The following is a 16,855-nucleotide window of genomic DNA, read 5'->3' as shown; positions in this document are numbered from 1 at the left end:
AAGCAGGCAAGAGCTACTGCGCCGCACGCGATTAATTTATGGGTCAATCAAACGTTACCGCTATTATCACTTTTACGCTGATTACATTGCTCGGAACCGCTTTGTCAATGCAGGTCTATCAGCAGGCTCAAACGGTCAATAGCAACAACAGCGAACTGCTGCACCAACAACTGCCTCTGTTACAAAATGTATCGAAATTGGCTCAAGGGTTAACCGAACATGAGCGCATTTTATATGAGTATTACGCCACGGAAAATCGCCGGGTATTAAACAAAAGTCTGTCCGATAATTACGCCATTATCGAGTACGCCCTGAGTGAACTGGAGAATCAATCACTTCCAGAATCAACACAGGAGAGTATTGAAAAGCTTTATATTCAACAACAACAGATCGCCCGCTCGCTCGAAAGCGCTCTGGAAAACGGAAGTGGCAGCGAACGCTGGGATGAAGCTCGAGCATTGCTGAATGAATTAACCGCAAACACCCGCCAGATTACCCCTCTATTATCTGAACTGATAAGTGATATCAAAAATCAGGTCTCCATCAGTCAGTCAAAAAGTTCGAATCAACTTAATAACATGATTACGCTGGTCTCCAGTTTTACGGTGGTTATTTTAGCGATTGCCATTTTTGGTGGTTTGCTGGTTCGCACACGCCTGCATGAAGCAAAAGAGAAAAAACGACTGGCAACCTTAATAGAGCGTAGCCCTAATCCTTTATCCAGCCTTGCCTGGGACGGCTCCATTCGTTATAAAAATCCCGCCTGGTTGTCGCTTGAAACACATATTCAAAATGAAATATCCCACGAAACCATAGCACCAGTGATTGAAAAACTATTAAATAGTCCTCGTACCCAACATACCTGGCAAATCAACAGCCACGAGAAAATATTTCTGGCTACGCTGAATAAACATCAGGATTTAAAATTGTTTATCTGGTATCTCGAAGACATTACTCAACGACGTAAAGCCGAAAAGGAGCTGGAGTATCTGGCATTTAACGATCCGTTAACAGGCCTGAAAAATCGCCGAAAAATGGAGCTGGATGCCGATTACTGGATAGAGCAAAACCCCGACTGCTATCTTGGCATTGTGGTGATTGGCATCGATCGGTTCAGCCAGGTGACTGCCTCCCATGGCTTTAAAGTCGGAGATCAAATCATCTTGTCAATAAAAGATCGAGTGCAGCAATGTCTGGAGCAATTACAAGATGATAGCCCGGATGTAAGTATTTATCGGTTTAATGGCGCTAAATTTATTTTGCTTATTAAAGGCGACAACAAGATCAACATTCGCGCCTGGACTAATAAGATTACCGATGACATTCAAAACACCATGCTCAACTTTATTGCCAATACCCATGGCCATTTTTATTTACACCTCAGCTTTGGCGCCTCTTATTTTCCTCAACATGGCGAGCGTTTTTCATCGTTATTGCAAAATGCCGATACCGCCTACTCATTAGCCAGACGAAATGGCGGCAGTCAGTTAATTGAGTTTGATAATGAAATGGCTGAAACAGAAAAACGTTGGCTTGATATGGAAGTTGATATGCGGGTGGCGCAAAATAAGCAACAATTTTATCTGATGTACCAGCCCAAAGTGGCCAGTCAAAATGGCGCATTACGCGGTGTTGAAGCCTTGGTGCGTTGGCAACATCCTGAAAAAGGATTTATTTCACCCGCCGAATTTATTCCCATTGCTGAACAAAGTGGTCTTATTATTGAAATTGGTGAATGGATATTATTGCAGGCCTGTCGTCAAACCAAACAATGGCATGAACAGGGAATCAAGGATTTGGTTTGCGCGGTAAATATTTCACCGCTGCAATTTCTACACATAGGTTTTCTCGATACCGTAGAAAAAGTATTGCAGCAGACCGGTTTGGATCCTCACTTTTTAGAGCTTGAAATTACCGAAGGCGTGTTAATGCATGAAGTATCCAAATCAACAGAGATTTTAGAACAGTTGCATAATAAAGGATTAAAAGTCTCCATCGATGATTTTGGTACTGGTTATTCCTCCTTGTCTTACTTAAAAACCTTCCCACTGGATAAACTAAAAATAGATAAGTCTTTTGTTGATAACATTACCAGTGATGATGCCGATCGCTCTATCATAAAAACCATTATTGATTTGGCAAAACATCTTAATCTAATTGTGATTGCAGAAGGTGTTGAGCATCAATCACAGTTGGCTCAGCTGATAGAATACGGCTGTGATGAAATACAAGGCTACTACTTTAGCAAACCCATTATGCCCGACGAACTCAACACATTTATCAATCAACAGAAAAAATCCATTGCATCACTGGTTAACAATCAATAATTCCGACTAATATTTCATTCCATAAAAAAACCGCAACGGGTTTGTCATCAGACAAGCCAGTTGCGGCTTTAAATGTAGTACTAATGTTTTTTTATTTATGTACATAAACTATAACTCGATCTGGCAGCAATATGAAAAGAACACAATTTAAGTGGAGAGTCGATATTTTAAAACCATAAATTCAAAAACAGATTAACATCGACTTTACTTCATCACCTCTGTTTCGCCCCTTTGGGCGACCTTCTTTTTCAAGAGCCAAAAAGAAGGCAAAAGGCCCTACGCTCCAACAATTAATCCCTGCGGGCTCCTCAAAATCACTCATACCTATCAACACACCGTTATTGACAGCCTTCCATGGCTGACAATAACTTCCACTGGCGTCCATGCCAGTGGATGTGTGCGGTATGAATGATTTTGAGCTTAATTGAGTCACACTAAAACCCGAAGAACCAATTATGACAAAGCTATACTGCCTGCTTACCTAGAGCTCTTTTGACTGGCGCGGTAAGATCAAGCCTATATTTTTACAGCTTATTAACTTTTCAACTCATGATTTATTCGAACCACTTTCTGTTAACTTCTTTAATTTAGCTAATCCAGCTTCAAAGTCCGGCCCTAATAAATCATCAATAAATAATACAAAATAACGACCAACAAGATCACTGCCAACATCACCACGATCAGTCCAAACAACCTTAGTTCCTTCATCGGTATTTTTTAACTCGATGGTTCCGGTTGAGCTCATTTCAATATCAGGAAAAATAAGATCGTACTCGATGAATTTATTCAGCTCTATTTCTTTTAATGTCATAGCACCATTTCCCTGTGATGCACTCTCCCAGGATGAGCTATGCCCGGCATGACCCGGCGTACCCTTATAGGTCACTTTCATTTCCGGATCACGTTCAAACCAGACTCCCCAATGACGCCACTGTTTAAAGTCAGATATATTATTGTACACAGCTTCAGGTTCAGCCTTTATATGCACTTCTCTGGATACCGAGTACTCAGAAGGCAAAGTAAATCCAACAATCACTATCGCCACAACCAGAACGATAAGACCCACCACCAAATACTTAAGAATTTTCATAGGACTCTCCTTTATATTTTTATTTTATGCGTATTTACTGTTTTTCTATATTGACTCTTAAAACACCATTATTAACTACGATTCCATCCGGCTCTATGGACTCCAGATACCAACTATTAATAATTTTCTCACCTTCCTGGATCAATGCATCATTCATAAAAATAAATCGTTGTGATGCTTCTTCAGAATAGACGTGGGCGTCCAGAGTAATTTCATTTACCATTAACTGTTCAATTTCGGTGAGTTGGTCAAACTCTTTAATGGGTAATGCTTTATTAATTTGCGGGTTCTGAGAAGATGATGAAGTAGAAGACTTACCTGAAGACTCTGTTGCTGAAGAGTTAGCAACATTAGAGCTCTGATTCGCAAGCTGTTCATTATGATGTTGCTTACTTCCTGACATGTCCGCTTGAGAGTTGTCATTATATGTTTCTGTTTTTGTAATTCTTTCTACGGCCTGCTTCTCTGGTTTAAATGATTCAAAATATTGGTCATTGCTTGCTGATAATGACTCTTCGTTTTTAGAGGACGCAGAATGTTCCGGTTGTGTTCTATTTGATTTTTCACTAACAGGATTTTCTGTGAGCGATACTTCCGGTTTATTGCCCGATGATTTATTGACTGAAGAATGATTTTCTGCAATTACTTTTTCCGCAGAAGAATTTAATGGTGATGACTGAGTTTGAAGTCTGTCCTGAGACAGTTGCTTTGTTATTTGTGCAGTTGGATCATCCCCTTGCTGCAACAATAAAAAAACAATGACCAACAGCAATATAACGATCAAGCTTAAAAAGCCAAACATAACCGCCATCATATTAAACGATGAAGCCTCTCTCACATCTGAGTCAGTCACATCAGTGTCAGCCACGTCAGAATCAGCCGTCTGCTCCGATTCATTACCGGTTTTAACGGGCTCTTCAATCAGCTCATCCAGCGCTTCGGCAGATTCCTGTTCGTTATTCGATTTATTTAACGCATTTAATAATATTGACATTCATTTTCACTGTAATAATGTTTGTAACACAAGAGATAAACTCACACCAAAGAGTTAGCGAAGTGTGGGTATATTTTTTATGGTAGAAGTATTTAACTGAATTAGTGTGTTAATACCCGCAATACCATCGGCCTTTAAACCATGTCGCGATTGAAAGTCGGTCAATAGCTGCTCCATTTGCGCATCAAACACTTGTCGGCTTTTTAAACTGTCGTCGGAATACAAAAACGCCATACGTTGCGCAAGCCAATTTACTTCATCACCCCGATCACCGTATCGAACCGGGCGACTGTAACCTGGCGGTGCCTGCCATATCATTTGATACTGTCGATTCCACAGCGACAGCAACCAGTCCTGAGAAACCCAGCGACGACCAGCGACGGTTTCTATATCAACATTATCTTGCTCCACTCGATGCAAAGTTAACCAGCTGATATTGCCGTTGTTATCTTCAAGCTGCAAATTCACCGGACGATTCAGTTCTTCAATCGCCTGCCAGCTCTCGACACCTTTTACACACTGTAATCGATAATCGTTCACAAAACGACAAAACTCGCCATCGCGCTCGGGCTGATAATCGAGCTGCCATCGTTTCGACAACACTTGTTGGGCAAACTCTCCGGTGTCATCGGCACGCCCTTGCCCCAGAAGATGTTGAAATAATGCATTACGATCCGAAAGATTTACAACAGAACTTTGACTGGCGGTCTGTTTATTCTCAGGATTGGTATTTACCTGGGCTGGATTCTTTGTCGTTGATTCCGATACTACGGGGGACTGAACCGATGAGGTGGTCGATGGTTTCTGAACATTATTTCCACCACCGGTAAACTGACCAATTAAAATTCCAACAACCAACACTAGCATTAAAGCCGCCGCAACTTTCCAATAAGCAATACCCACCGCTCCCTTATCAGATGCTTCCAGTGGCATGGTTTCTTCTGCGGCGATCTTAATGTGTTTGTCACTGACTTTTTTACTGTCCTGACTGTAGGCGGCCATCATGGCACGGTCGCATAAATTATTGATCAATCTTGGGATCCCATCGGAATAATGGTACGCCGCTTTTATGCCCTGAGCGGTGAACACATTATTCTGTGTACCGGCAATGCGCAGTCGATGCTCAATGTAAAAGCGCGTTTCCTGTTGATCCAGTGGCCGTAGATGATAGCGGGCGGTGACTCGTTGCGCTAACTGACGTAACTGCTTGCGTGCCAGTAATTCCTGAAGCTCCGGCTGACCCACTAAAATGATCTGTAATAACTTACGTTGATCTGTTTCCAGATTGGTCAATAATCGAATTTGTTCCAACACTTCGGGCGCCAGATTTTGCGCTTCATCGATCATCAATACCACATTGATATTGTCCTGATGGCACTGCAATAAAAACCGAGTCAGATTATCTGTCAACTGTTTTAACGAATAGTTATCATGATTGTAATCAACACCCAACTCATCGCACAGCGACGCCAGCAGCTCAACCGCATCCAGCATGGGATTCAATATAAACGCCAGACGGGTGTTTTCGGGAAGCTTTCGCAACATTTGCCGGCAAATGGTTGTTTTGCCAGTGCCCACTTCGCCGGTCAGCAACACAAAGCCCGCTCCATGACGTATGCCATAGGCCAGATGAGCCAAAGCCTCTTTGTGGCGATGGCTCATAAACAGAAATCTGGGATCGGGCGCAATCGAGAATGGCCGATCTTTTAGCCCATAAAAACGTTCATACATAAAAGTGTCTGACTATTCCTTCGAAAATTGCATTATCTGGCCATATAGTAAGCAACCCGGCCGCCATTGAAAAGGGAATTAATGCCGGCACAGGTTGCTGCGGCCTGTGAAAGCTGACGAACCCTGTCCGATTGGTTACACTCTAGCTATAAAGTCTGTTTATCTTAAACAATAACCCGATAACATTGGAGGAGTCGCTATGGACCCTAATCAATCCAATCAAAACGAGCCTCAAAGCAATCATCAATCTGGAGCCGATGACACCCATGCTACGCCAGCCGGTTCAAGCTCCGAGCTCAGTTACGACGATAAACAGATGGCCATGTTTTGTCATTTCCTTGCCTTTGCCGGGATTATAGTGCCTTTTGGTGCCATTATTGGCCCACTGGTGCTGTGGCTGGTATTTATTATTGTGGCAGGGATCAAAGCCAATGAAGGTGAGTATTATCGCTACCCTTTTTCGCTTAGGTTAATTGACTAACAGAATGGATATTTATCTGGTTGGCGGCGCAGTGCGCGACGCCTTATTAAATCGCCCTGTGACAGAAAAAGACTGGGTAGTGGTAAACGCCACACCGCAACAATTGCTTGATCAAGGCTATCAACAGGTTGGCAAAGACTTCCCTGTTTTTCTGCACCCTGAGACCAAAGAAGAATACGCACTGGCCCGCACCGAACGTAAAAGTGGTGCTGGGTATCACGGGTTTGATTGCTACTTTGCGCCCGATGTTACCCTTGAGCAAGATCTTCAACGTCGCGATTTGACCATTAACGCCATGGCACAGGATGACAATGGCACACTGATTGATCCTTACAATGGCCTTGATGATTTAAAACAAAAAAAACTGCGCCACGTGTCCGATGCCTTTATCGAAGATCCATTACGCGTGTTAAGAGTCGCCCGATTCGCAGCCCGATATCATCATCTGGGTTTTACTGTTGCCGATGAAACTCTGGCGTTAATGACGCAGCTGAGTCAGTCGGGTGAATTGAATGCCCTAACGCCCGAGCGTATCTGGAAAGAAACCGAACGTGCATTGCAAGAAACTTCACCCGAGATTTACTTTACCCTGCTGCAGCAAACCGGCGCGCTCAAATGTTTTTTCCCGGAACTCGATTGCCTGTGGGGCGTTCCCAATCCACCCGAATGGCACCCGGAAATCGACAGCGGCATTCATACCATGATGGTGTTGCAACAGGCGGCTTTATTAAGTGATGATTTATCGGTGCGATTTGCCGCCCTGTGCCATGATTTAGGAAAAGGCGTCACGCCAAAACAGGAGTGGCCAAGCCATCGCGGCCATGAAAAAACAGGGGTAAAAATCATTCAGCAAGTGTGTCGACGATTAAAAGTGCCCAACCAATTGAATAAGCTGGCGTGCTTAACATCCGAGTTTCATTTGCACAGCCATAAAGCCTTTGAGTTAAAGCCTGCCACATTAATAAAGTTACTGGAAAAAACCTCGGCCTATCGACAACCACAATTGTTTGAAAATTTTTTACTCGCCTGTGAAGCTGACTTTAGGGGCCGTACCGGATTTGAACAACGACCTTATCCGCAACGTGTTTACCTGCAACAATTGCTGGCCGAAACCAATAACATCGATACACAGGCAATCATTGCCGAAGGGTACACAGGCAAACAAATAGGCGAGCGAGTGCATCAACTGCGGGTGAATAAAGCCAAGGCCATCAAACAATCTCATACATCTAATACATCTCATACATAACGGGGAGCTATTGCTATGACACGACACGTTGGCTCAACGGAACGATTAAAACCATCACGCACACCCAAGTTACTGCCAGCGGTTGGCAGCGTCCTGATCATGGCGGGCTTTATCAGCCAGTCGTCGCCTCAATTGCTCGAGCACCTGATGAGTGCCCATGATGCTCGTATGATTTCAGACAATGCCTATCTGATTATTATTGCGGGTTTCGCACTTACGCTAATACCCATCATTATAAAAATTCGGCAGCATCAACAGGCCAGCACCGTCATTTCGGAACCGATTTCGCCGCAATCAAGCGCTGTTGAACGCAAAACTTCAACCCATAATTTATTAGAAAAAAATGACTTATTCGATATTGATGAGTCACTCACCCCCACTCTTGCATCAGACTTTAAACCGGAAACGCTAGACTGGACACCGCTAAAACGGGGCGGCAGTAACTTTAAAACGCACCTGCTTAAAGTTGTTGATAACAATAAAGTGATCGTAAAACCCAGTGTTCAATTAGTGTTATTTTGTTCGTTGTTTATGATCTTTGGTGCAGTGTTCTCAATTCTTTTTATTGTCAATACTGGCGAATGGATACCCGGATTGATTGGCAGTTTCTTCTTTCTGATTGGTGCGGCCATGCTGTATTTAATCGGCAACCCTCGACAGTTTGATAAACAGCTTGGCTACTATTGGAAGGGCCGTATCAAGCAATCCAGTCCACAACATATTCAACGCTGTAAAGATCACGCTTCACTAAACGATATTGTCGCGCTACAAGTGATTCAGGAATACGTGACCGGAGATAAAAGTGCCTACCACAGCTATGAGTTAAACCTGGTATTAAGTGATGGTCGTCGGCTCTGTGTGATGGATCATGGCAATAAACAGCAACTGCTAAACGATGCCGAAGCTCTGGCAAGCTTTCTTGATGTTCCCTTATTAAAAGCTTAAGTAAAAGGAACTTTACTGTTTCCCGGCAGTCATAAAGCCGATAGTTCAAATCAGCATTTCATACCTAACCCAGCATTTCATATCCAGCATTAAATAGTATGACTTAGTGGGTATGGGAGAAATGACTATCAATAATCTTTAATTTTATACGACTGCAGTACACACAAGCCGACAGGAAACTTGCATAAGCAATATGCCACTCAGGAATTCATTAAAGCGTCACCGCACGTTACTCTGGGCAAGCTTTTTTTCCTTATCGGCTCATGCGCTCGTTATTTATGTTCTAATCGCCAATAAAGACGATTCTTCTAACGCTATTTTTGCAACAGATTTTGTTACAACAACCAATGCAGCTAAATACACAACGCCATCACTGACCATTGCTATTATCAACGAAAAATCTGTTAACCCTGTGCCAAAAAAAACTCAAGCAAAAGAACCTCAATCAAAAGAGCCGCAAGAAAAACAAGCGTTAGATATCCTCCTCGAAAATACAGACAAAAATAAAATTCAAAATCAAGAAAAAGATATTCTAAAAATAGATAACAGAAAATTAGAGTCAAAAGATAAGAATAGAAACAATATGAATAACAAATCAGAACATGTTGTTAACAAAACACAAGTGCACTCCGCAACCACATACAATCACGCAAAAGCACAAGTCATTGAAAAGTATTCAAAACAAACCGAGACCAACACCAACCAAGCTGATTATTTGTCGCTATTCCATTCAAGCTTGGCGGATGAATTAAAGCAGCGGCAACAACAGAAACAACAACGAAAACAGTGGCAATCGAATAGTCAGCAGCAACAGCAACGGGAGTATCACGAATTCAGTGAAATAGCTGGGCAAAAAATGGTTCGGATCAATGGTACGTGTTTTTCGGTGCCTCAGGATGATCCATTAGACGCTTTCGATAACCCGATCATGCAGGCCATTAATAACTGTGAAAAGAAAAAGACAATAGAGTTTAAAAGTTACGCGCCACATATCATAAAGCAGCGCCAACAATCGAAAGGTTTCTCACCCCATTAGAGTATGTTTATTGGCTAAGCACAATGCCAAACAATACTATCCCCAATACCAGTCGATACCAGACAAAAGGCATCATGCCAATTTTATCGATCAACTTTAAAAAGAAATGTATGCAAGCAAACGCGCTCACTGCGGCAATGATAAAACCGCTGATCAACTCGCCCCACATGACGGGCTGCGGTTGCTGTACCAGATTAAGCGTGGTTAATCCGCCCGACAATATAATGACGGGTATCGATAGTAAAAAAGAAAATCGTGCCGCGGCGGTTCGTGTTAAGCCCAACCATAAACCCGCCATAATGGTCGCCCCACTCCGGCTGGTGCCAGGTATCAGTGCCAATGCCTGCGCAATCCCCACCAGAATAATATCTTTAAATCCTATGCTGTATTCATCGCGCCGATGCTTTACATTTTTTTCCACATACCACAATAACAGAGCAAAAATAATGGTGGTGGAAGCGATAACACTAATCGTCCGCAAATAATTATCCACCACATCAAACACACTGAATAACAAACCTAATAGGCCAACGGGTACAGTTCCCCAAATTACCGCCCAGGCTAATTTCGCATCTTTATCCATCTGCTTTGAAAAGCCGGTTTTAAAAAATGCTGCTGTCATTCGGATTAATTCTTCCCGAAAATAAATCACCACCGCCGTCAGGGTACCCACATGCAATGCAATATCGAAAGCATGCCCCTGATCCCGCCAGCCTAATAACTTGGCCGGTAAAATCAAGTGACCCGAGCTCGAGATAGGCAAAAACTCGGTCAGCCCTTGAATTAACGCCAGTATGATTATCTGTATCCAATCCATCGTTATCTAGTTCGCTTTTAGTGCTTGGTTAAAATTGTTTAATAATAAAATTACGGTTAAACATTTAACGATAAAACAAGGCTATCGAAAATACCCATAATAAATGCCGTACAGTATGGCTTGCAGAAAAATCAGTACCCAAAAGTACACACCAAAGGCCATCATTTTTGCCGTTACCGTGTTGTATGATTTATTGCGTCGTATAAAGAACACCGACACCGACACCGCAATTAAAAAAGCAATCACGCCATGGGTTTTCCAGTCGAGCGGCTCTGCCGCAAACGCGGTGGAGGGCAATAACAGTAATAATGTAAACAGAAACAGTGATGTTACAATACGCATAAAATTATCTCTTAAAAGAAAAACTCTTTAAATTCGGCTCGCTTAATTCTGCTCGCTATCAAACCAGATTCGCTTTATATCTCGATTCATTAAAGCATCAATTAAAGTCGGGAAGCCAACAGGCTGGATATCTTGGGCTGGGCATTTTGTGCAATATTTTTGCTAAAAGCAATGGCTTTTACCACCTCTCCCATCTCTCCCGGCATCATCAGTTTTTGTAACGACTGTGACAATCGGGCCTGAGCGACCAGATCGCGATCCGTAGGCAACTGCTCAAGCACGCCACTGTTCAACAGAAGATCCGCCTGATTGGTAAATCCCGATAATTCAAAACCGTTTGATTCAAAAGCCATACACAGTTCAGAAAAATTCACATGACTGGTTATATCTTGCAGCCCGGTAAGCCAGAAAAATTGTTCGTGCTGCTGATGACGATAAAAACATTGTACCGTCCCGGTGGTTCGATCCGGATTAAAAAATTCTTCTGCGGCATAACCGTAATCCAGCAACACAATGCTACCACTAGAAAGCAAGTCGGATACACTGTTTACCCAGCCGCATCGCCAGGGAGCTGCTTCGTAAATAACATCCGCCTGCCAGTCCACTTTGTCGCGATGCTGTTGCAACCAAAGCTGTAATGCATCACTGATGACAGGCTGCCAGGCTACGGCAAACTCATCATCTTGCAAGGTGATCATCTGTTCAAAAAATTCACCTTGAAGATCCACTTTAAAACGATGAGCAGGGATAGCGTCGAGTAATTCATTGCCAATCACCGTAGCCGTAACCGGTGGCTCAGGCAACTGGGTTAGCCAGCGGACTGTTTGCTCACAATCAATACCCTGCTGCTGCAATGTTTCTTTCTGCAACTGTTTTAGTGCCGCAGACACTTCAACAATACAATATTGCTGAATGCGATCGCCCAGCTGCGTTATTATTTCTGCCGCCATCTTGCCACTGCCGGCTCCAAACTCAATAACACGGCCATTCACCGCATCGAGTGTTGGTGCAATCGATTCAGCAACCGCCTGCGAAAAGACATTGGACAGTTCGGGCGCCGTAGTAAAGTCGCCAGTCTGGCCAAAGGGTATCCGCCCCGATGAATAATAGCCGCTTTCTGGATGATACTGCGCCAGTTGTACAAAGTCGGCGTAGCTTAACGCTTGTAGTGGCGAAGCTTTTATTTCTGCCGCCAGTGCCTGATGATTATGAAACCCGAACTGTAATTCAGACTCATCGGGCATGGCGACTTTAAGTTGCTCACACTGGCGCTGAATGATCGTTTGATAGTTGCTAAAGTTCATATGTGAAAAACCTGGCTCACAAAAATTCACCACCATCCACTGAAAGAATTTCACCCGTTACAAAGGGCTGCTCAATTAAATAGGTTAATGCTCTTGTGATATGCAATAACTCGCCAGTTGATTGCAAAGGAATGCGAGACTCTAAACGTTTAAGATGATCATCGCTTTTGCCCGGCGGCGGTAAAATCGCCCCCGGAGCAATACCATTAACCCGGATATTAGGCGCCAGGCTAAGTGCCAGATCTTTGGTGGCCTGTTGCAGTAAGGTTTTCGACCAGCGATAAACCAGTCGATCCTGTTGGTTATGTCGAACCCGGGCATCAATAATATTGATGATTTGTTTATCAACATGATGCTTTTCAGTCGAGGTTTCAGAATTTTTATCGGAACCGTCAAACTGCTCACTGAACTGACGCATTAACTCAATGGGTGCATAGCTGTTAATCCCCATAACTGAGGACCAATTGTTATTAAAATCCGCCAGACTATCCTGTTCAGGAAAAATAGCCGCAGAATTAATCAGCAGATCAATAGGTTTAAAGGGATCCGGTATGCGATCGAATAACTGAGTTACCTCGGATGGTCGGGATAAGTCACAGCGTAACAAACAATGATCAATTTGCTGTTTTTTCAAGGACTCTGAAAAAGCTTGTGCCGACGGCTCGGACGCATTGTAGTGGATCACCAGTCGATAACCGAGAGACGCGCAAGTAGCTGCCAGAGCCTGACCAATACGTATTGCGCCACCGGTGATCAGTGCTGTCTTAGTCATACTGCGGCTCTTTATTGATCGGTTCTTTATTGCCAGACTCTTGATTGATCGACTCTGAATTGTTTGAATTAGTTTGATCAGACAAATGATTATTCGATACAGCTTGAGTAAAGACAGTCATGTCTATGGGATCGTTTATTTTTTCAAGCTGTTGTCCCGGCTTATCAAAGTTCTGCCAAAGCTGTTTGATTGAAACTCGCTTTACAGGATGTATCCAGTGGGGAGCAACATCACACAGAGGCAATAAAACAAAAGCATGATAGGTGATTTCATCTCGCGGCAACACAATCGGAGTCTGGCAAATATGATCGCCATAATTCAATAAATCAATATCCAATGTTCTGTCGCTAAACTTTGGTGAAGTATGATCGCGACCGGCCTGCTTCTCAATCGACTTAAAACATTGGTTAATGGTTTCTATTGAGTCGTCCGATTCAAAGCCTGCCACCATATTGTAAAAATCATCACCTTCAAAACCAACGGCCTCACTTCGATACACGGGCGATAAGCTTAATGGTCCAAAACGTTGATGCAATTGCGACAGTGCCAGAGACAAATGCTTTTTACGATTAATGTTGGTACCAATGCTGGCAAATATTTGCGGCATGGATCATCCACCTCGTTGAATCATCACACCGACTGCTTTTGAACCGCGCACGGCACCGGGCTTACTCAACTTTAACTTTAACCAGGGCACAGAAAACTCTTGCTGAATAATTTCGGCTACTCGCTCAGCCATGGTTTCCACTAACTGGAACTCGCTGCCTTCTACAAAACTGATGATGCGTTTGGCAACGGCTTTGTAATCGAGTGTGTTATCGATGGTATCGCTTTTTGCAGCGGCCTGGATATCCGTGCCCATTTCGATATTAAATACAACCTTCTGGCGAATTTTTCGCTCCCAGTCGTAAATTCCAATCACCGTTTCTATGGTTAAATCTTCAATAAATACAATATCCATCAAGGTCTCTTTTTATATTTTCATTCACTCGGGTTTTGCCGGGTAAAATTGACATAATGTCAGGCTTGCTTTATTAAATCCGCAATGTAATGCTAGAGGCATTATACAGCCATTTACAGCGAATTCATGGAAGGCTTGGGAATTTATTTAATCATTGGCGCATACCTACTGGGCTCCGTTTCCAGCGCCATCATTATTTGCCGACTGGCGGGACTTGGCGATCCTCGTGATGCTGGCTCTGGCAACCCGGGTGCGACTAATGTTCTACGACTCGGCGGAAAATTCGCTGCCATCTGTACTTTGATAGGCGACAGCCTGAAAGGCGTTGTACCGGTGGCTTTAGCCATTGAATTACAGCAATCTTCGACAATTATAGGGCTGGTGGCCATAGCTGCCTTTCTCGGGCATTTATTTCCAATATTCTTTCGCTTCAAAGGCGGTAAAGGTGTTGCCACCTTTTTTGGCGTATTGGTGGTACTCAACTGGCAACTGGGCAGTTATGCGATATTTTGCTGGTTAATTTGCGCCTGGGGCTTTCGTATATCAAGCTTATCGGCCCTGATCACCGCCATCACCATTCCTTTTTACAGCTGGTATTTTTTTCCGGAACAGTTTATTTACCTGAGTGTTATCTGTTTGCTGTTGATCATTCGACATCATCAGAATATAAAAAATATGGCGTCCGGTCATGAATCCACCATTGGCAAACGGCATAATATTTAATCGCTTTTTTTTGCTTAAACGCTTTGACGTTAGAAGCACTTAATTTATAAGCTCGTAAGTTATATTGTGATTTATGCATCGACTTTAACACCCCATTTTGCTTCAGGAATTTATTTATGCGTTTATTTCGACATTGTTTTTTAACCCTGGCCGCTTGCTTGGTCTTTCTACCTTTTGATGCTCTCGCTAACAATGCTTCAGGTCATTTATCGGTAACCAACAAGGCTCAAGTCAAAAATAAATCATTAATTTCCAAGCAGGCTCAGCAAACTGCAGACTTTGCAGTGGATCAATACACCTTAGCAGCCAAAAATGCATTAGCCGAAATGATCGCTTTTAAAACAGTTGCCCGAGAAGATATTGCCTATCAAGATAACCCGGAGTTCACAGGATTTCGGCAATGGCTGGTAAAAAAAGCCAGAGTGTTGGGACTGAACGTAAGTGATCAGGGGCATGTACTTTTAGTCAGTGTCGGCAGCGGAAAAAAAGCGTTAGGCCTTATTACCCATGGCGACGTGCAACCGGCCAACCCGTCGAAGTGGCAGCAAAGTCCGTTTACACTGGATGATCAGTCAGAGCCGGGAAAATGGCTTGGCCGCGGAACCGAAGACGATAAAGGCCCGATTGCAGCCGCGCTTTACGCCATGAAAGCCCTGAAAGAAAAACAGATCCCGCTAACAGGAAAAATAGAATTAATAATCTATATGGCGGAAGAGTCTGACTGGGAGCCGCTCCAAGCGTTTTTAAAAACCTACGATCCGGCTCCCATTAACATTGCTCTGGACTCGGAGTATCCGGTGGTGATCGCCGAAAAGGCCTGGGGACATATCATCACCCGTTTTCCACAGGCGAATCCCGCAACGGAATCTCACAAACCTTTTATCCATCACTTTAAAGGAGGCGCATTTCGCAGCCAGATCCCGGAAGACGCCATTGTTGAAGTCAGTGGCCTGAGTAACGCTCAACTGGCTGGTATTCGCTCCAGACTCGACGCATCGAAACTGACTTACACCATCACACAACTTGCTGCGACAACGGTAAATGCTCAAACGACTCAGCTTATTTCTGTGAAAGGTAAAGCTGCCCACTCTTCCAAGCCTGAATACGGTGTTAATGCGATCAGTCATCTGGCAAATGCCTTAGCGCGCATACCCTGGCAACCTTCATCTGCCGCCAATGCCGTTCGATTTTTGAATGATCAGGTGGGCATTGGTATTCACGCTCGAAAGTTTGGTGACATTGCCTATGCTCATGATTTTATGGGCCCCATGACACTGTCACCGACCATGGTTTATCAAAACGATGATCAAATCACCGAGTTGTTTATTAATTTGCGCCGTCCACTGGGCAAAAGTAGCGACACTCTAAAACAACAAATCAGCGACGCTTATCAACAGTGGCAACAAAACAGCCATTTAAAAGCCGAGATTAAAGAAATTTACATCGGTGAGCCCTTAATGGTTCAAAACGCGCCGCATGTACCCACATTATTAAATGTGTTCGATCACTTTACGGATATTTCCAATCCAAAACCCATTGCCATTGGCGGATCGACAAACGCCAAGCTGTTTCCTAATGCGGTCAGCTTTGGCCCATCGATGCCAAACACCGAATACACCGGTCATTCCGAACATGAGTTTATCACCGAACAACAGTTTCGACTGACCTTGGCTATGTACACCGCCATGATGGTGGATATCGCCGGAAATAAATAAACCAAGGAACAAACTTTTAAAATATTTTTATATTGCAGAACGTTTTTACCCGATAAAACGGATAATTAGCATTAATGGTAGAAAAACGCTCTGCAAATACCCTAAAAAGCTAAAAAACTTGCCTCCATGCTTCGTTAAGGTCTATACCTTTAAGACTCTCTAGATAGAAACCATCTCAAAAATAGCGAACGAAAGTGAGGTAAAGCAAATTTTGACGACAAAGCACCCTTTACACTCAGTAAAAGAGCATTTTGAGTCGAAATTTCACGCTGTATCATCAAGTGCAGCATTTTTTACATAGCTTCTATTTGAGATGGCTTCTAATAACCGTCAGAAATAGGATGGAATTTACCATCAACCCCTCTGGA

17 protein-coding genes are annotated in these 16,855 nt (G+C 43.4%); 7 read left to right on the top strand and 10 right to left on the bottom strand.

The window, feature by feature from the left end:
• Positions 1–38 precede the first annotated feature (38 nt).
• Positions 39–2,327 carry a sensor domain-containing protein gene (locus C8D97_RS03735; protein ID WP_109762069.1) on the top strand — a complete coding sequence of 763 codons (2,289 nt, stop codon included), beginning with the start codon at positions 39–41 and terminating at the stop codon, positions 2,325–2,327.
• A gap of 181 nt (positions 2,328–2,508) precedes the next feature.
• On the opposite strand, the gene C8D97_RS03730 is transcribed toward C8D97_RS03735, so the two are convergent.
• The 4 genes from C8D97_RS03730 to C8D97_RS03715 all read right to left on the bottom strand — a co-directional run bounded on the left by C8D97_RS03730 (position 2,509) and on the right by C8D97_RS03715 (position 6,142).
• On the bottom strand, positions 2,509–2,760 hold the full coding sequence (locus C8D97_RS03730) for a hypothetical protein (protein WP_146196071.1): 252 nt from the start codon (positions 2,758–2,760) through the stop codon (positions 2,509–2,511).
• 114 nt (positions 2,761–2,874) lie between these two features.
• Positions 2,875–3,417: an SRPBCC family protein gene (locus C8D97_RS03725; RefSeq protein ID WP_109762065.1), complete on the bottom strand. Its 543-nt coding sequence runs from the start codon at positions 3,415–3,417 to the stop codon at positions 2,875–2,877.
• Positions 3,418–3,451: 34 nt separating this feature from the next.
• Positions 3,452–4,411 (bottom strand): general secretion pathway protein GspB, encoded by a 960-nt coding sequence (locus tag C8D97_RS03720; RefSeq protein ID WP_109762063.1) that lies wholly within the window; start codon positions 4,409–4,411, stop codon positions 3,452–3,454.
• 54 nt (positions 4,412–4,465) lie between these two features.
• Positions 4,466–6,142: an ExeA family protein gene (locus C8D97_RS03715; RefSeq protein WP_109762061.1), complete on the bottom strand. Its 1,677-nt coding sequence runs from the start codon at positions 6,140–6,142 to the stop codon at positions 4,466–4,468.
• Between the two features lie 199 nt (positions 6,143–6,341).
• Here C8D97_RS03715 and C8D97_RS03710 point away from each other — a divergent pair, with 199 nt between their 5' ends.
• The 4 genes from C8D97_RS03710 (at position 6,342) to C8D97_RS03695 (ending at position 9,853) form a co-directional block, all read left to right on the top strand.
• The gene (locus C8D97_RS03710) at positions 6,342–6,623 is read left to right on the top strand and encodes a DUF4870 domain-containing protein (protein ID WP_109762059.1); all 282 of its coding nucleotides are present in this window, start codon (positions 6,342–6,344) and stop codon (positions 6,621–6,623) included.
• A gap of 4 nt (positions 6,624–6,627) precedes the next feature.
• Positions 6,628–7,872, top strand: a complete 1,245-nt coding sequence (locus tag C8D97_RS03705) for a multifunctional CCA addition/repair protein (protein ID WP_109762057.1) — start codon at positions 6,628–6,630, stop codon at positions 7,870–7,872.
• Positions 7,873–7,887: 15 nt separating this feature from the next.
• A complete protein-coding gene (locus C8D97_RS03700) occupies positions 7,888–8,817 on the top strand; it encodes a hypothetical protein (RefSeq protein ID WP_109762055.1) in 930 nt (309 codons plus the stop codon).
• 193 nt (positions 8,818–9,010) lie between these two features.
• Entirely contained in the window at positions 9,011–9,853 is an 843-nt protein-coding gene (locus C8D97_RS03695) for a hypothetical protein (RefSeq protein WP_109762054.1), read from the top strand.
• Positions 9,854–9,860: 7 nt separating this feature from the next.
• Here the strand turns inward: C8D97_RS03695 and C8D97_RS03690 are convergent, their stop codons facing one another.
• From C8D97_RS03690 to folB, 6 genes are all read right to left on the bottom strand, one after another.
• A complete protein-coding gene (locus C8D97_RS03690; RefSeq protein ID WP_109762052.1) occupies positions 9,861–10,670 on the bottom strand; it encodes an undecaprenyl-diphosphate phosphatase in 810 nt (269 codons plus the stop codon).
• Positions 10,671–10,751: 81 nt separating this feature from the next.
• Positions 10,752–11,012 carry a hypothetical protein gene (locus C8D97_RS03685; RefSeq protein WP_109762049.1) on the bottom strand — a complete coding sequence of 87 codons (261 nt, stop codon included), beginning with the start codon at positions 11,010–11,012 and terminating at the stop codon, positions 10,752–10,754.
• Positions 11,013–11,113: 101 nt separating this feature from the next.
• Complete coding sequence (locus tag C8D97_RS03680; RefSeq protein WP_170115127.1) at positions 11,114–12,316, bottom strand: class I SAM-dependent methyltransferase; 1,203 nt, start codon at positions 12,314–12,316, stop codon at positions 11,114–11,116.
• 16 nt (positions 12,317–12,332) lie between these two features.
• A complete protein-coding gene (locus tag C8D97_RS03675) occupies positions 12,333–13,088 on the bottom strand; it encodes an SDR family oxidoreductase (protein ID WP_109762045.1) in 756 nt (251 codons plus the stop codon).
• Positions 13,081–13,695: a 2-amino-4-hydroxy-6-hydroxymethyldihydropteridine diphosphokinase gene (gene folK, locus C8D97_RS03670; protein ID WP_109762043.1), complete on the bottom strand. Its 615-nt coding sequence runs from the start codon at positions 13,693–13,695 to the stop codon at positions 13,081–13,083. The genes C8D97_RS03675 and folK overlap by 8 nt, the downstream gene beginning before the upstream one ends.
• A 3-nt stretch (positions 13,696–13,698) precedes the next feature.
• Positions 13,699–14,049 carry a dihydroneopterin aldolase gene (gene folB, locus C8D97_RS03665; RefSeq protein WP_109762041.1) on the bottom strand — a complete coding sequence of 117 codons (351 nt, stop codon included), beginning with the start codon at positions 14,047–14,049 and terminating at the stop codon, positions 13,699–13,701.
• A gap of 126 nt (positions 14,050–14,175) precedes the next feature.
• Here folB and plsY point away from each other — a divergent pair, with 126 nt between their 5' ends.
• Positions 14,176–14,772, top strand: coding sequence for a glycerol-3-phosphate 1-O-acyltransferase PlsY (gene plsY, locus C8D97_RS03660; protein WP_109762039.1), 597 nt, complete (start codon positions 14,176–14,178; stop codon positions 14,770–14,772).
• 116 nt (positions 14,773–14,888) lie between these two features.
• Positions 14,889–16,487 (top strand): dipeptidase, encoded by a 1,599-nt coding sequence (locus tag C8D97_RS03655; RefSeq protein ID WP_109762037.1) that lies wholly within the window; start codon positions 14,889–14,891, stop codon positions 16,485–16,487.
• The last annotated feature ends 368 nt before the right edge of the window (positions 16,488–16,855 follow it).

It is taken from the genome of Pleionea mediterranea (genome assembly GCF_003148745.1).
GTDB lineage: Bacteria > Pseudomonadota > Gammaproteobacteria > Enterobacterales > Kangiellaceae > Pleionea > Pleionea mediterranea.
Note: the sequence above shows the minus strand (reverse complement) of the source record. Positions and strands in the feature narration are given on the sequence as shown.

What these genes read in the sequence shown, in the direction of transcription:
- folK (WP_109762043.1), bottom strand. Translation starts at nt 13,695, where the DNA reads ATGCCGCAAATATTTGCCAGCATTGGTACCAACATTAATCGTAAAAAG.
- C8D97_RS03735 (WP_109762069.1), top strand. Translation starts at nt 39, where the DNA reads ATGGGTCAATCAAACGTTACCGCTATTATCACTTTTACGCTGATTACA.
- C8D97_RS03655 (WP_109762037.1), top strand. Translation starts at nt 14,889, where the DNA reads ATGCGTTTATTTCGACATTGTTTTTTAACCCTGGCCGCTTGCTTGGTC.
- C8D97_RS03725 (WP_109762065.1), bottom strand. Translation starts at nt 3,417, where the DNA reads ATGAAAATTCTTAAGTATTTGGTGGTGGGTCTTATCGTTCTGGTTGTG.
- C8D97_RS03685 (WP_109762049.1), bottom strand. Translation starts at nt 11,012, where the DNA reads ATGCGTATTGTAACATCACTGTTTCTGTTTACATTATTACTGTTATTG.
- folB (WP_109762041.1), bottom strand. Translation starts at nt 14,049, where the DNA reads ATGGATATTGTATTTATTGAAGATTTAACCATAGAAACGGTGATTGGA.
- C8D97_RS03705 (WP_109762057.1), top strand. Translation starts at nt 6,628, where the DNA reads ATGGATATTTATCTGGTTGGCGGCGCAGTGCGCGACGCCTTATTAAAT.
- C8D97_RS03680 (WP_170115127.1), bottom strand. Translation starts at nt 12,316, where the DNA reads ATGAACTTTAGCAACTATCAAACGATCATTCAGCGCCAGTGTGAGCAA.
- plsY (WP_109762039.1), top strand. Translation starts at nt 14,176, where the DNA reads ATGGAAGGCTTGGGAATTTATTTAATCATTGGCGCATACCTACTGGGC.
- C8D97_RS03690 (WP_109762052.1), bottom strand. Translation starts at nt 10,670, where the DNA reads ATGGATTGGATACAGATAATCATACTGGCGTTAATTCAAGGGCTGACC.
- C8D97_RS03720 (WP_109762063.1), bottom strand. Translation starts at nt 4,411, where the DNA reads ATGTCAATATTATTAAATGCGTTAAATAAATCGAATAACGAACAGGAA.
- C8D97_RS03710 (WP_109762059.1), top strand. Translation starts at nt 6,342, where the DNA reads ATGGACCCTAATCAATCCAATCAAAACGAGCCTCAAAGCAATCATCAA.
- C8D97_RS03675 (WP_109762045.1), bottom strand. Translation starts at nt 13,088, where the DNA reads ATGACTAAGACAGCACTGATCACCGGTGGCGCAATACGTATTGGTCAG.
- C8D97_RS03695 (WP_109762054.1), top strand. Translation starts at nt 9,011, where the DNA reads ATGCCACTCAGGAATTCATTAAAGCGTCACCGCACGTTACTCTGGGCA.
- C8D97_RS03700 (WP_109762055.1), top strand. Translation starts at nt 7,888, where the DNA reads ATGACACGACACGTTGGCTCAACGGAACGATTAAAACCATCACGCACA.
- C8D97_RS03715 (WP_109762061.1), bottom strand. Translation starts at nt 6,142, where the DNA reads ATGTATGAACGTTTTTATGGGCTAAAAGATCGGCCATTCTCGATTGCG.